Source organism: Ruegeria sp. HKCCA4633 (genome assembly GCF_013034605.1).
Taxonomy (GTDB): Bacteria; Pseudomonadota; Alphaproteobacteria; order Rhodobacterales; family Rhodobacteraceae; genus Ruegeria.
In genome coordinates, this window is record NZ_WQGJ01000001.1 from 936,401 (window position 1) to 949,831 (window position 13,431).

12 protein-coding genes are annotated in these 13,431 nt (G+C 57.6%); 6 read left to right on the forward strand and 6 right to left on the reverse strand.

All coding sequences use genetic code 11. The annotated features are described in order from the left end of the window. Positions 1-67 precede the first annotated feature (67 nt). Together GOV85_RS04655 and GOV85_RS04660 are read right to left on the reverse strand one after the other, a co-directional pair. Positions 68-976 carry a DMT family transporter gene (locus tag GOV85_RS04655; protein ID WP_171175465.1) on the reverse strand — a complete coding sequence of 303 codons (909 nt, stop codon included), beginning with the start codon at positions 974-976 and terminating at the stop codon, positions 68-70. Between the two features lie 40 nt (positions 977-1,016). Continuing rightward, positions 1,017-1,616, reverse strand: coding sequence for a LysE/ArgO family amino acid transporter (locus tag GOV85_RS04660; RefSeq protein ID WP_171175467.1), 600 nt, complete (start codon positions 1,614-1,616; stop codon positions 1,017-1,019). Between the two features lie 87 nt (positions 1,617-1,703). Here GOV85_RS04660 and GOV85_RS04665 point away from each other — a divergent pair, with 87 nt between their 5' ends. Together GOV85_RS04665 and GOV85_RS04670 are read left to right on the forward strand one after the other, a co-directional pair. Then, positions 1,704-2,597 (forward strand): LysR family transcriptional regulator ArgP, encoded by an 894-nt coding sequence (locus GOV85_RS04665; protein ID WP_171175469.1) that lies wholly within the window; start codon positions 1,704-1,706, stop codon positions 2,595-2,597. Between the two features lie 27 nt (positions 2,598-2,624). Beyond that, on the forward strand, positions 2,625-3,314 hold the full coding sequence (locus GOV85_RS04670) for a nitroreductase family protein (protein WP_171175471.1): 690 nt from the start codon (positions 2,625-2,627) through the stop codon (positions 3,312-3,314). Positions 3,315-3,325: 11 nt separating this feature from the next. Here GOV85_RS04670 and GOV85_RS04675 read toward each other — a convergent pair whose 3' ends face one another. Both GOV85_RS04675 and GOV85_RS04680 read right to left on the reverse strand, forming a co-directional pair. Next, the gene (locus GOV85_RS04675; protein ID WP_171175473.1) at positions 3,326-4,606 is read right to left on the reverse strand and encodes an MFS transporter; all 1,281 of its coding nucleotides are present in this window, start codon (positions 4,604-4,606) and stop codon (positions 3,326-3,328) included. 146 nt (positions 4,607-4,752) lie between these two features. After that, the gene (locus tag GOV85_RS04680) at positions 4,753-5,493 is read right to left on the reverse strand and encodes a YebC/PmpR family DNA-binding transcriptional regulator (RefSeq protein ID WP_171175476.1); all 741 of its coding nucleotides are present in this window, start codon (positions 5,491-5,493) and stop codon (positions 4,753-4,755) included. A 110-nt stretch (positions 5,494-5,603) separates the two neighbouring features. On the opposite strand from GOV85_RS04680, the gene GOV85_RS04685 reads away from it, so the two are divergent. The 4 genes from GOV85_RS04685 to GOV85_RS04700 all read left to right on the forward strand — a co-directional run bounded on the left by GOV85_RS04685 (position 5,604) and on the right by GOV85_RS04700 (position 10,731). Continuing rightward, positions 5,604-7,376, forward strand: coding sequence for an SLC13 family permease (locus tag GOV85_RS04685; RefSeq protein WP_171175477.1), 1,773 nt, complete (start codon positions 5,604-5,606; stop codon positions 7,374-7,376). A 16-nt stretch (positions 7,377-7,392) separates the two neighbouring features. Further along, positions 7,393-8,127, forward strand: a complete 735-nt coding sequence (locus tag GOV85_RS04690; RefSeq protein WP_171175479.1) for a glutamine amidotransferase — start codon at positions 7,393-7,395, stop codon at positions 8,125-8,127. A gap of 73 nt (positions 8,128-8,200) precedes the next feature. Continuing rightward, positions 8,201-9,058: a bile acid:sodium symporter family protein gene (locus GOV85_RS04695; protein ID WP_171175481.1), complete on the forward strand. Its 858-nt coding sequence runs from the start codon at positions 8,201-8,203 to the stop codon at positions 9,056-9,058. Between the two features lie 11 nt (positions 9,059-9,069). Beyond that, positions 9,070-10,731, forward strand: coding sequence for an FAD-binding dehydrogenase (locus tag GOV85_RS04700; RefSeq protein WP_171175483.1), 1,662 nt, complete (start codon positions 9,070-9,072; stop codon positions 10,729-10,731). Between the two features lie 13 nt (positions 10,732-10,744). Here GOV85_RS04700 and GOV85_RS04705 read toward each other — a convergent pair whose 3' ends face one another. Next, on the reverse strand, positions 10,745-11,482 hold the full coding sequence (locus GOV85_RS04705) for a YbaY family lipoprotein (RefSeq protein ID WP_171175485.1): 738 nt from the start codon (positions 11,480-11,482) through the stop codon (positions 10,745-10,747). A 96-nt stretch (positions 11,483-11,578) separates the two neighbouring features. Then, on the reverse strand, positions 11,579-13,357 hold the full coding sequence (locus tag GOV85_RS04710) for an SLC13 family permease (RefSeq protein ID WP_171175487.1): 1,779 nt from the start codon (positions 13,355-13,357) through the stop codon (positions 11,579-11,581). Between the last annotated feature and the right edge of the window lie 74 nt (positions 13,358-13,431).

Here is a 13,431-nt window from a genome sequence, read left to right on the forward strand (position 1 = left end):
GTTATGACTCCAAACTAGGAGTTTTTTATTGACTCGTCAATCAATGAAGGTCTCGATGGTGCCGGTATCACAGCTTCGGAGCAATACTCGGGGGCGTCAAGTCTCGACGATTCAGGACTGCTTCGCGCCATGAGATGAAGCTGACGGCGCACAGGATCAATGTGCCTCCGGCGACGACCCAGATATCAACGCTTTCATGGAACACGACTGCGCCCAGCAATGTGGCCCAGATGAGTTGAAGAAACGTGATCGGCTGCGTGACGGCCACAGGTGCAGCCTGCAAGGCCAGCGTCATGAAATAATGACCGGCGGTGGCAAAACAGGCCACCAGAAACAGAACCCCGAGATCGCGCAAGCTGGGTTGCGTCCAGACGGCCACAGCAAATGGGATCAGCGCAAGCGTCACCCAAATCGACAAATGCGCCACGACGACAGAAGGTGGCACATCCCGCACCAACAGTTTTGCCAGCAAATAAGAACCGCCCAGTGTCAGCGCCGTCCCCAGCATAGCCAGATGGCCCGCTGACACCTCTCGAAACCCTGGCCGTAGGATGATCAGCACACCAACCAAAGCAACCAGAATTGCCGCGATCCGCCGAAAGGCCAGCTTTTCCCCCAAAAACAGGGCCGCGCCCAAAGTCACGTAAACGGGCGTCATGTAATTCATGGCCGTGACTTCTGCCAAGGGGATCTGTGTCATGGCAAAGAACCACAGCATAACAGCAACCGCATGAACCACCCCGCGCACCCCGAACAGGGTCAACAGCCGGGGTGTCAGTTTGGTCGCCATGATCGACCGCAGTGCCGGAAGAAGGAACGCCAAGCCCAGGGCGTATCGCAGGAACGCAGCCTGAATCGGGTTGATGGTCGTGCCCAGCGACTTCACCAAAGCTGTCATTACAACAAAAGACAGCCCGGCGGCAAACATCCAGAACATGCCTGCAAGAGGACGGGACGAAACAGTGTGTGAGGTCATGGCCTAGGTTGAACACCGAAACCGAGCCAGGAACAACCCTTCACATGACAACAAGTTTCAGTGCGATACCCAGCATGACGACGCCAATTCCGGCATCCAGTACTTGCCACGCCCGGGGTCTCGTAAAAACAGGCGACAAAATACCCGCGCCGTATCCAAGCGAGAAGAAGAACACAAAGCTGGAGGTCATCGCGCCCAGCGCAAACCCCAGACGGTCGTCATACTGCGCCGAGATTGAACCGATCAAGACCACTGTGTCCAAATAGACATGCGGATTCAGCCAGGTGAACGCGAGTACCGTAAGCAACGCGGCCTTCAGGCTGGTGCGCTGGCCATTGCCGATCTCCATCACCGCGCCGCCCCGCCATGCCGAATGCAAGCTGCGCAGCCCATACCAAGTTAGGAACGCGGCTCCGCCATAACGCATCACGGTTTCGAACCACGGCACCGCCTGCGCGAGCGTACCAAATCCCGCGACACCTGCCCCGATCAGCAACGCATCAGATATCGCGCAGGTCAGGCACAGAACAAATACATGCTCGCGCCGCAACCCCTGCCGCAGAATAAAGGCGTTTTGCGCACCGATCGCGAGGATCAGGCTGAAACCCAGTGCAAAACCGGCGATCGTGGATGTGGGCATGGAACCTCCTGCGCTTTGGCAGCGTTGACTAAGCCCCATCGGGGAATCTATCAAATTAAAGATTCTATTCCGAATTAAGCAAAGCTAATGTTGCTAGACCCCAATCAACTTTCCGCATTGTCAACCATTCTGCGGCTTGGCAGCTTTGAGGCTGCAGCCGTGGAATTGGCTGTCACGCCTTCGGCAATTTCCCAGCGGATCAAGGCGCTGGAGGATCGTGTAGGTGCGGCGCTGATCCGCCGGGGTACACCTTGCACTGGAACACCCGCAGGGCTGCGCATTGCCCGCTATGCCGAGGATGTTGGACTGCTTGAGTCGCAATTGGCCCGCGAACTGGCATTGGAACAGGATCCGGTGTCGGCGCGGGTTCGCATTGCTGTGCCTGCTGATGTACTGGCCACTTGGTTTATCGATGCAATGGCGCAAGTACCCGATATGCTGTTTGATCTTGTCATCGACGATCAGGATCATTCGGCCGAGTGGCTGAAACGCGGCGAGGTCAGCGCCGCCGTCACAGTAGGCGGGCGTCCTGTTACAGGGTGTGATGTGACGCCGCTGGGTGTCCTGCGATACCTGCCCACAGCCAGCCCTGCCTTCATCGAAACGTGGTTCAAGGACGGTGTGAACAAGGGCACGCTCGGCAAAGCGCCATGCCTGGTTTTCAACCAAAAGGACAGTCTGCAGAAGGCATGGCTTTCGAAATATGCCGCGCCTAACCTGTCGCCCCCGTTTCATTTCCTGCCGTCCTCGAACGGGTTCGTGGATGCCGCGATTGCCGGTCTGGGATGGGGCATGAACCCAGCAGTCCTTTCCAAAGACGCCTTGGAATACGGGCGGTTGCAACCCCTCCTCGCTAATGCTCCGCTGGATGTTGCCCTCAACTGGCAGGTCGGTCGCGTACTTGCACCCGCCCTCAAACCGCTTACACATGCCGTTCGACGTGCCGCCAAGCAGGTCCTGTTACCGCCCAGCGCGAACTGATCGCACACCACAGTTTCGGAGGAACCGATGTTCTCACGCGATGCCCTCAGCTATAATCCCATTCCCCTGCCGGACCGATCCGAGATCAGCGACGCGGACATGCAAGGTGCCGCACAACAGTTCTACGACAAGATGCGCCAGCGCCATACGGTGCGGGATTTCAGCCCCCGCCCCGTGGACCGCTCTGTAATCGAAACGTGTTTGCGCACAGCGGGCACTGCGCCTTCTGGCGCCAATCACCAACCGTGGCACTTTGCTGCGATCTCCGCCCCTGACCTGAAGCAACGCATCCGCGAAGAGGCCGAAGAGGAAGAACGCCGGTTCTATGCGGGCGGCGCGGGCGACGAGTGGATCAAAGCGCTTGAGCCCATCGGCACCAACGCAGTCAAAGAGCATCTGACTTTTGCACCCTGGCTGCTCGTGGTGTTCGCCCAGCGCTGGGGACAATTCGAAGATGGGACGCGATACAAGAACTACTACGTGCCGGAAAGCGTGAACATTGCCACCGGCTTTTTGCTGGCTGCACTGCACCATGCCGGTCTCAGCACTTTGACCCATACCCCGAACCCGATGCGGTTTTTGAACGACGCGCTGGACCGGCCCGCGTCAGAGAAACCGACGATGATCATTGCAGTGGGACATCCTTCGGAAACCGCCACGGTGCCAGCCGTGGCAAAGTTGAAGAAACCCCTGAACGAGATCTCTTCGTTTTTTTGAGAACAAGCGCTTTACTCCTGCGGCTGGGATACGTCTTCCCGGACAGGCTCCATCATTCGATAGCATGTGACGCAGGACACCAGGCTGGCGGCGACAATGAAGGCGACCGCCAATGCGACCTCATGCATATGGGCCACTGCGGCCAGGGCTGCCGAAAGCAGCACAGCTGACAAACGAGTAATTGATTTGACCGCAGCCGTCCCCTGCACGCGCAGATCTTTGGGAGCGATATCCAGAAAATACAGCTTGCGCGCACTGCTGATCCCCGTCACCGCCACGGTGACAACAAACAAAGCGATGGCATGCAGATGCACATCGTGATCGATGCCCAAGTAGTGGAACGCCAAAAGGACGCTTCCGGTGGCAGCCACCATCAAGGTTCCAACCATCATAACAGCGCGATGGGACTTCATATTCACGAATTGCCATAATGGCCCCGAAACAAGATAACCCGAAGCAGAAGACACGATCATCGCAGTCAGACCTTGTGCCGAACTGTGATGCGCCTCTGCCGCGATCAACGCGAAGAACGGAACAGAGAGCGTGACCGCCACCAACGGCATACGCATGATCATGAAGCGCCGAAACCAAGGGAATTCGAACATGCTCAGAATACCCTGAACATTGGCCCTAAATGACAGTTTTGGTTTGGTTTCAGCTTTCTTTGCCGGTTCAGCAGTGCCTGCGTTCTCGGTCATTGCCAACATCAGAAGCCCCGAAAACATAAAGAATGCAACAGACACGCCGATCATGGTGGAATGTCTTGAAAACGGTGGGTTTTCCTTGGTGATCTGATGCACTAGCAGAGCAAGGCCAATGGCACACAGGCCGCCACCCCCAAGCTGCAAATATTGCATCACCATGCGCGAGCGTGAATGGAGATGATCGCCTAGCAGGTCGGTGAACATGAGGTTCTGGACCTCGTCCACCAAGCCGATCACAAAGAAAACCGAAACGAAGATCACAGCAATCAGCGGAACGATCCCGGTCGCGGCGGCGGCCATGGCCGTCACCAGGCAAGCGCCGATAACAGCTTCGGTCAGGGCAATGGCCCGCTTCTTCTGGGATTTTGCCGCTACGGATTGCGCCAGAAAGAAGTCAGATATCATGCTGCCGACCATCCGGACCGAAACCAAAGCACCCGCCACGAACATTGGCAGCTCAAAAGACACCGCCAGAAACGGCAATACCACCGATGGGCTGCCAAGGGTCCACGCAACCTGAGACATAATACTCTGCCCAGTCAGAACAGGCACATTGCGTTTGGCAGCATCGGGTGTCTCGGGCGTCATGGGTCTTGCGGTCGCATCTTTCCATAGATCAATACCCGCCCAACCTAAGCGCATCCACGGATTCCGCCAACAACCATTGGAAATCGCCCGGAAACGAAAAAACCCGGCCAGGTTGGCCGGGTTTCCAAACCGCATCTTGCGCTTTTTCAGAGCTGCGCCATCACTTCGTCAGTGGCTTCGAAATTGGTCGTAACGCGTTGCACGTCGTCATCGTCTTCCAGCGCATCCACCAGCTTCATCAGCTTTTGCATATCTTCCAGCCCCAGCTCGGTCGTGGTGGTGGGCTTCCATACCAGCTTGGTCGATTCCGATTCACCCAACGCTTCTTCCAGCGCGCTCGATACATCGTTCAGGTCGGTATCGGCGCACCAGATGATGTGACCATCCTCCGAGCTTTCGACATCCTCGGCCCCGGCCTCGATCGCGGCTTCGAAAATCGTATCCGCATCGCCGGCATCCGCCTGATAGACAACCTCGCCCTTACGGTCGAACATAAACCCGACCGAGCCCGTCTCACCCAGATTGCCGCCATTCTTGGAAAAGGTCGAACGCACGGTCGAGGCGGTGCGGTTACGGTTGTCGGTCATGGTCTCGACGATCACCGCGACACCGTTCGGGCCGTAACCCTCGTAGCGGATTTCTTCATAATCGTCGCCCTCACCGGCGACCGATTTCTTGATTGCGCGGTCGATCACGTCCTTCGGGACCGAGTTCGACTTGGCTTCTTTTACGGCCAGACGCAGGCGCGGATTCTTGTCGGGATCAGGGTCGCCCATCTTGGCGGCAACGGTGATCTCTTTCGACAGTTTGGAAAACAGTTTGGACCGCGCGGCGTCCTGACGTCCCTTGCGGTGCTGGATGTTGGCCCATTTGGAGTGGCCTGCCATAATGCGTCCTCGTCATCGTGATTACGTGTTCGGCGCTCATATAGACGTTTGCGGGGGGCAGGATCAAGAGAGCGGCTTGCGACAGTACCACTGGCTTGTATGGTGACGGCATGACGACTGATCAGATCATTCTTTTTTCGCTTTTCATCACAGTCTTTGGAATGTTGCTTTGGGGTCGGTTTCGGTACGATCTTGTGGCCTTCGCCGCGCTGATGATCGGCGTCATGCTGGGTGTTGTGCCAGTGGATGACGCTTTTGCAGGGTTCGGCCACCCGGCCACCATCATCGTGGCACTTGTGCTGGTCGTCTCGGCCGGGCTGGTCCGTTCGGGGGCGGTTTTCATGATTACCCGCACTTTGGTCGATGCCTCACGGGGGCTGGGCGCGCATATTGCGCTGATGGGCGGGATCGGCGCGGTCCTGTCAGCCTTCATGAACAACGTGGCGGCGCTGGCGCTGTTGATGCCTGTAGACATCCAGACCGCACGCAAAGCCGGGCGGTCTGTGGGTCTGTCACTGATGCCGCTGAGCTTTGCAACCATTCTGGGGGGGATGGCGACCCTGATCGGCACCCCTCCGAACATCATCATCGCGTCGATCCGGGCCGAGACGCTGGGCGAGCCGTTTCACATGTTTGATTTTGCGCCCGTGGGCGGGATAGCCGCAATTGCGGGTCTTGCCTTTGTCGCTCTGGTCGGCTGGCGTCTGATCCCTAACCGCGGGCCGCAAACTGAAACCTCAGAAGCACTGGCCGAGTATATCGCCGAACTAACCATCCCGCCGGGTTCGATCCATATCGGAAAACGCGTGAGTGAGCTCTATGAGGCAGCTGAAAAATCTGATGTCGCCATCATTGGTCTGATCCGCGATGGCAAGAGGCGTTATGGCCGATCCGCCCATGCCACGCTGAAGGAAGGCGACGCACTGGTTTTGGAGGCCCGACCCGAGGCGTTGGACGAATTTCGCGCCGCGCTGAATCTCGACTTTTCGGACACGCGACGGCAGGAGTTACTGACGGCTGAGGGCGACGGGCTTGAAGTCATCGAGGTGGTTGTGCCGGAAAGCGCCCGCATCACCGGGCGCACCGCACAGGGTCTTGGACTGGCCTGGCGGCAGAGTACAGTGCTGATGGGCATCTCACGTCAGGGGCGACAAATCACCCAACAGGTTCGCAAAACCGAGGTGGAACCCGGCGATATCCTGCTGCTGCTTTGCCCGCGCGACCGCGCTGCGGATGTGACGGAGTGGCTGGGTTGCCTGCCCCTTGCCGGACGCGGCCTGAATGTTACCGCAAACGATAAAGCGTGGCTGGCCATCGGCCTGTTTGCTGCCGCCGTTTTGGCCGCAAGTATTGGGTTGATCTACCTGCCGATAGCTTTGGGTCTGGTTGTCATCGCTTATGTGCTGACCAAGATCATGCCAATTGCCGACATCTATAATCACATCGAATGGCCGGTGGTTGTCCTTCTGGGGTCGATGATCCCACTTGGCAGTGCTTTGGAGACCTCTGGCGGGACTGAACTCATTGCAAATGCGCTGATCCAACTGACCGATGGTCTGCCCGCTTGGGCGATCCTGACTGTGTTGATGATCGTGACCATGACATTGTCGGATGTGCTGAACAACACTGCCACCGCCATTGTCGCCGCCCCTGTTGGTATCCAAATGGCCCGCACGCTCGAGGTTTCACCCGACCCATTCCTGATGACGGTTGCGGTAGCTGCCTCGGCCGCGTTCCTCACGCCAATTGGACACAAGAACAATACGCTGGTTCTGGGCCCCGGAGGCTATCGGTTCGGCGATTACTGGCGCATGGGTCTGCCGCTTGAGGTGCTGATCATCGCGGTTTCCATACCTGCCATCCTTGTCTTCTGGCCGCTTTGACGGGTAAAGGCAGCATATGAAACGCTTTTTGATCCTGCAACTGCGCCCGGAAACGGATGCATCCGACGCCGAATATGCTTCGATTCTGGACAAGACTGGCCTTGCGCCCGAGCAAACCCACCGTATCCGGCTGGATTGTGAGGACCTGCCTGAAAGTTTGGATGTAACAGACTATGCAGGTGTCATCGTTGGCGGTGGTCCCGGCTGTGTCAGCGATGATCCCGCGACGAAATCTGAACTGGATGCAAAGATCGAAGGTGCGGTCATGGGGCTCATGCCGCAGATCACGGCGCAGGATCACCCCTTCATGGGCTGCTGCTATGGTTTGGGCGTTCTGGCCGCACATCTGGGCGGTGAAGTCAGCAAAGCCCGCTATGGCGAACCGGTCGGACCGTCAGCCTGCCGCCTGACGGACGATGGTGCCAATGATCCACTGACAGCCGGGCTGAACCTGGAGTTCGACGCCTTCGTTGGCCACAAAGAAGCTGTTCAGGCTTTGCCCGAAGGCTGCGTACATCTTGTTGCCTCAGACCCCTGCCCGTTTCAGATGATCCGCTTTGGTCAGAACGTCTATGCCACACAGTTTCACCCCGAAGCGGATGCAAGAGACTTTGAGCAGCGCATCAACATCTACAAACATCACGGCTATTTCCCGCCCGAAGACGCCCAGCGCCTGATCGACATCTGCAACGCCGCAGACGTCACCCAACCCGGCGAAATCCTGCGCCGCTTCGTCGAACGCTACAAGTGACCTAACGGCGCGGTTGCCTGCGCCTTTCATGCTCGCATAGGCTGATCCGAAACGACTTTGGGAGGAGTTGTTCTTGGATTTGCTCATCAATGTCGGCCTGCCGATCTCGCTTGCCACCATAATGCTGTCCCTAGGCATCGGGCTAGAGATCGCGGATTTCCGGCGTGTGCTGAACCGGAAATATCCTTTTGCAATTGGTGCGGTATGTCAGGTCGTACTTCTGCCCATTGCTGCGTTCTTCACCGTCACACTGTTTGGACTGCCCCCTGAAATCGCAGTTGGCTTCATGCTGCTCAGCTTTTGCCCGGGCGGTGTGACCAGCAACATACTGACCAAGCTAGCCAAGGGCGACGTGGCGCTTTCCGTCAGCCTGACTGCGGTGATCAGCATCTTTTCAATCCTGACAGTGCCGTTTCTGGCGGCGTGGTCCATTACCTATTTCATGGGGGAAAACGCGCCAGATGTGTCGATCAGCGGCCTGGCGATTGCCATGTTTCTGATCACCACCCTTCCCGTTGCCATTGGGGTCGGAGTTCGCAGGTTTGCAACCGGGTTTGCAAACCGCATCGAGGGCGGACTTTCGACGCTCGCAACCGTTTTGTTTGTCATGATTGTCGTGGCCGCCCTGGCTGGAAACTGGCAGATTTTCATTGATAACCTGGGCATCATGGGCACCGGTCTGATCTCGCTTAACGTGGCCCTTTTGCTTATTGGGCTGGGGATCGCACGTGCTGCAAATCTGTCATGGGCCGAGTGTAAAAGCATATCAATTGACACTGGCATCCAGAACTCGACACTGGGCATTACACTGGCGGCCCTAATCACAGGCACAGAGAGCGGATTTAGCCCTCTGGCCCTGCCGTCCGCAGTCTACGGGATCACGATGTATGCCGTCGTGCTGCCGTTCCTCGTTTGGTTTCGACGACGCTGAAAGGACAGTTCATGACCAAGAACACAGCAGATGCGATTGTCGTCGGCGCAGGCCTAGCCGGACTGGCCGCCGCAGCTGAACTGGGCGACCGGGGCAAAAAGGTCATCATTGTCGATCAGGAGCCCGAGAGCTTTCTGGGTGGTCAGGCGTTCTGGAGCCTCGGTGGTTTGTTCATGGTCGACACTCCGGAACAACGGCGGATGGGCATACACGACAGCCAAGAGCTTGCCCTTCGTGACTGGATGGGCAGCGCACAGTTCGACCGCGCGGAAGACGCTTGGCCCCGCAAATGGGCCGAGAGTTATGTCGAGTTTGCGGCTGGTGAAATGCGCCCCTGGTTGCATCAGATGGGTTTGCGCTGGTTTCCGGTCGTAGGTTGGGCAGAACGCGGTGGATCCTATGCGAACGGGCATGGCAACTCTGTTCCGCGTTTTCACATCACTTGGGGCACTGGCCCCGGCGTTCTGGAGCATTTCATCCGTCGGGTCCGCGAACATGCCAGCGCCGGTCTGATCCAGCTGAAGTTCCGCCATCAGGTCAGCCATATCATCATGCAGAACGGCACGGCCAAAGGCGTATCAGGCGAGGTTTTGGCCAACGACACCGCCCAACGTGGCGGAAAGACCAACCGGGACGAAGTGGGAGAGTTCGAGGCCTATGCGCCGTCGGTCATCGTTACCTCGGGTGGTATTGGCGGCAACTTTGAAATGGTTCGGCAGAACTGGCCCAAGGATCGTCTGGGCGAACCTCCAAAAGACATGGTGGCTGGCGTGCCCTTTCATGTCGATGGCCGCATGATCGCGATCAGCGAAAAAGCCGGCGGACATGTGATCAACGGCGACCGCATGTGGCATTACACCGAAGGCGTCCGCAACTGGGATCCGATCTGGCCTGCCCATGGCATACGCATTCTGCCCGGCCCCAGCTCTATGTGGTTCGACGCCAAAGGAAACCGTCTGGAACCGCCCTGCCTGCCGGGGTTCGATACGCTGGGGACGCTGAAGGAAATCCTGAAAACAGGATACGAATACAGCTGGTTTGTTCTGACCCAAAAGGTCATCAAGAAGGAATTCGCCCTATCCGGGTCTGAACAGAACCCGGACTTTACCTCCGGCAGTTGGAAAGAGGTCATCCGTCAGCGCATCCTGTCAGGCTCCAAAGCAACCGCACCGGTGGAAGCGTTCAAAGAACATGGCGAGGATTTCGTCGTCGCCAACACGTTGACCGAACTGGTCAACCGGATGAACCATCTGGGCGGTGGGTTGATTGACGAGGCGCACTTGCGCGGGCAGATCGAAGCGCGCGACTCGCAGGTCGACAATCCATTCTCAAAAGACGCCCAGATGATGGCGATTCTGGCCGCCCGAAACTATCGCGGCGACAAGCTGATCCGCACAGCAAAACCGCATAAGTTCCTCGATCCGACCAACGGCCCGCTGATCGCGGTCAAGCTGCACGTTCTGACGCGTAAAACGTTGGGCGGGTTGCAAACCAACCTGGACAGCCAGATGATCGGAGGCGATGGAAATGTGGTGCCTGGCCTGTTCGCCGCTGGCGAAGTCGCCGGGTTCGGCGGTGGAGGCTACCACGGCTACAACGCGCTCGAGGGTACGTTCTTGGGCGGTTGCATATTTTCGGGGCGCAACGCAGGGCGGTCTAGGGCTGTCGCCTGATGGCCCCTCTGCTTTATTTGCGGACCAGCTTGATCACCGGCTCTCCGTCGCCGTTCAGAAGAGCCAGCGCGTCGCCTTCCATCGCAAAGGACGTGACGCTTTGCATCGTCTTGAGGAAGGCGCGCTCAACTTCATCCAACTCGGGCGGACAAGCCATGAGGGTTGCGGCCATGTTGTCGGGAAATGTGAGCCGGTTGCCTGAAATCTCGGCCTGACCGCTGAACCGGTTACAGCCGCCGCTGCCACCAAAGGACCCGCCTTGCCCAAAACTCAGCTCTGGGCGTTTTTCCGTCTCAAGAGGCGCGCCATTCAGGGTTGCGGCAACCCATTCGGTGTTCTCAATCGTCACACTTCCCTGACTTTGGGCTTGGACCAGCAACAAGTCAGCCGAGTTCCCCGCTTCGTTTGTCAGGACCGGATAAACCGTGTCTGTAGTGAACAACAGCTTTTGCCCCTGCGTGACCGTCGCTCGCACCGCGTAGCTGTGCCCTTCTTTGATCAACGCATCATCATAGGTCAGTTCAAACTGCGCAGGCACACCTGTCAAAGCGTATCGTTGCGCCGAGAGTGTCACGGCTGGTGCATCGGCCAGCGAAATATCCTGAAGCTCAACAAACAGGGTTGCATTGGGCGGAAGGGCGATACGCTCTCGATACGTCGCGGTACCTTCAACCGTGCCCGCCATCGCGACACTACTGATCATGGCGGCAAACACTGCACCTGCCAATATGGCTTTTCCGGTCGTCAGCATGGCAAATCCCCTTTTACAAATCACATTTCAAAAAGATCGTGTGTCTTTGCACGTTTACAAGGGCTTCCTGAAACAGGTGGCAATTCTAAGCCGATCCTAAAGGGGCCAGATCAACGGGATCAGCAGCGACGCCAGCAACCCAACTGTCAAGTTCAGCGGGATGCCCACCTTCATGAAATCGGTAAACCGATAACCTCCGGGGCCATAGACCATCATATTCGTCTGATAGCCGATCGGCGTTGCAAATGAGGCCGAAGCCGCCACCATGACCGCGACCACAAGCGGACGCGGGTCCATTCCCACGGCCTGCGCCAAACCAATGGCGATTGGCGTAACAACAACAGCAACAGCGTTGTTCGAGACCAGTTCAGTCAGGACGGAGGTCAGCAGATAGACCGCCCAGATGATCAGGAAGGGCGGCAAAGCGCTAAGCCCAGGCGCAACAGCCTCGACAATCAACGACACGGCGCCAGAACTGTCCAATGCTGCGCCAATGGCGAGCATCGCAAATATCAAAGCCAATAGCCGACCTTCGACAAAGGAAAATGCCTCATCCGCATCGATACAGCGGGTCACCAAGACTACTGCCACCGCCACAATCGAAAGCAGCAGGATCGGTGCGATGCCCAGCGCAGCAAGCGCAACAATCCCAATCAGTGCGCCTATTGCAATGGGCGCATGGCTGCGTCGGAAAGCGCGCGCCGACGGTTGGGTGACGTCCACCATATCCATTTCAGCCGCAAGCCGTTGTATGTCGGCGGGCGCACCTTCCAGCAGCAACGTGTCACCCACACGGACCACAAGATCGTCAAGTTGGCGACCGATATTCTGGTTGCGACGGTGAACCGCCAAGACATAGACACCATATCGCCGCCGCAGACGCAGCATTCCCAAGGTCCGCCCTACCATGCGGCATCCGGGTGTGATCAGCACTTCGACCGTCTTGGTTTCAACGGCAGAAACCTGATCCACACGCTTGAGTTCCTTGTTGCTTTGCAAACTCAACAACTCGGTCATCTCGGTCCGTAAAACCACACGGTCGCCAACCCTCAGCTCAACGCCTTTCAGATTGCGCCGCAGTGATTCATCCCCGCGAACCACGTCGATCAGACGGACTCCGGGTCGTTTGAACAATTGAACACCGGTCACTTCGCGCCCGATCAGGTTGCTGTCGGGTGGAATGACGGCTTCGGTAAAGAACTTCATCTTCGACCGGTCGCTGAGCAATGACGCCATACTGTCACGCTCGGGCAAAAGCTTGGGCGCGATGAAGCGCAAATAAATCATCCCGTAGATCACAAGGACGATCCCCAGCGGCGTGACCTCGAAGATTGTAAAGGGTGTCATCCCCTGAGCGCGCGCAACACCATCAACCAGCAGGTTGGTCGATGTGCCAATCAATGTCAGCGTGCCGCCCAGAATGGCCGCATAACTCAAAGGAATCAGCAACTTGGACGCGGGCACATTCAAGGTTCGCGCAATTTGTACAAAGACCGGGATCATGACCACAACCACCGGGGTATTCGACACCACAGCCGAGGCCAGAACGACAAACGCCATGAGCAGCCCAATCGCGATGCGCGGGTTGACCTGAGCCTGTTTCTGCGCGGTTGAGGTGAACGAATCCAATGCCCCCGTTCGCACCAGGGCCCCCATGATGATGAACATTGCTGCGATCGTCCAAGGCGCGGGATTGGACAAAACCGCCAACGCGCTTTGATAGGGCAGAATGCCCGTAACAAGCATCAGCGAGACGCCTCCGATGGCCACAACCTCGGTCGGATAAACCTCGCGCAGGAACATGACGAACATGCCCGCAACGATAAGCAACGCCAGAATTGCGCTGCCCGTGTCTGTCAGTGAAAGGAAATTCATTCGTGGTATTCTGTCCGAACCCGGGCCCAAGCGCCTGATGACATGCAGTTTCACGCATTGCGCACGGCAGAGCA

Excerpts from the sequence above, each read along its gene's own strand:
- GOV85_RS04705 (WP_171175485.1), bottom strand. The coding sequence starts at position 11,482 with ATGCTGACGACCGGAAAAGCCATATTGGCAGGTGCAGTGTTTGCCGCC.
- GOV85_RS04700 (WP_171175483.1), top strand. The coding sequence starts at position 9,070 with ATGACCAAGAACACAGCAGATGCGATTGTCGTCGGCGCAGGCCTAGCC.
- GOV85_RS04675 (WP_171175473.1), bottom strand. The coding sequence starts at position 4,606 with ATGACGCCCGAGACACCCGATGCTGCCAAACGCAATGTGCCTGTTCTG.
- GOV85_RS04685 (WP_171175477.1), top strand. The coding sequence starts at position 5,604 with ATGACGACTGATCAGATCATTCTTTTTTCGCTTTTCATCACAGTCTTT.
- GOV85_RS04665 (WP_171175469.1), top strand. The coding sequence starts at position 1,704 with ATGTTGCTAGACCCCAATCAACTTTCCGCATTGTCAACCATTCTGCGG.
- GOV85_RS04680 (WP_171175476.1), bottom strand. The coding sequence starts at position 5,493 with ATGGCAGGCCACTCCAAATGGGCCAACATCCAGCACCGCAAGGGACGT.
- GOV85_RS04670 (WP_171175471.1), top strand. The coding sequence starts at position 2,625 with ATGTTCTCACGCGATGCCCTCAGCTATAATCCCATTCCCCTGCCGGAC.
- GOV85_RS04655 (WP_171175465.1), bottom strand. The coding sequence starts at position 976 with ATGACCTCACACACTGTTTCGTCCCGTCCTCTTGCAGGCATGTTCTGG.
- GOV85_RS04710 (WP_171175487.1), bottom strand. The coding sequence starts at position 13,357 with ATGAATTTCCTTTCACTGACAGACACGGGCAGCGCAATTCTGGCGTTG.
- GOV85_RS04660 (WP_171175467.1), bottom strand. The coding sequence starts at position 1,616 with ATGCCCACATCCACGATCGCCGGTTTTGCACTGGGTTTCAGCCTGATC.
- GOV85_RS04690 (WP_171175479.1), top strand. The coding sequence starts at position 7,393 with ATGAAACGCTTTTTGATCCTGCAACTGCGCCCGGAAACGGATGCATCC.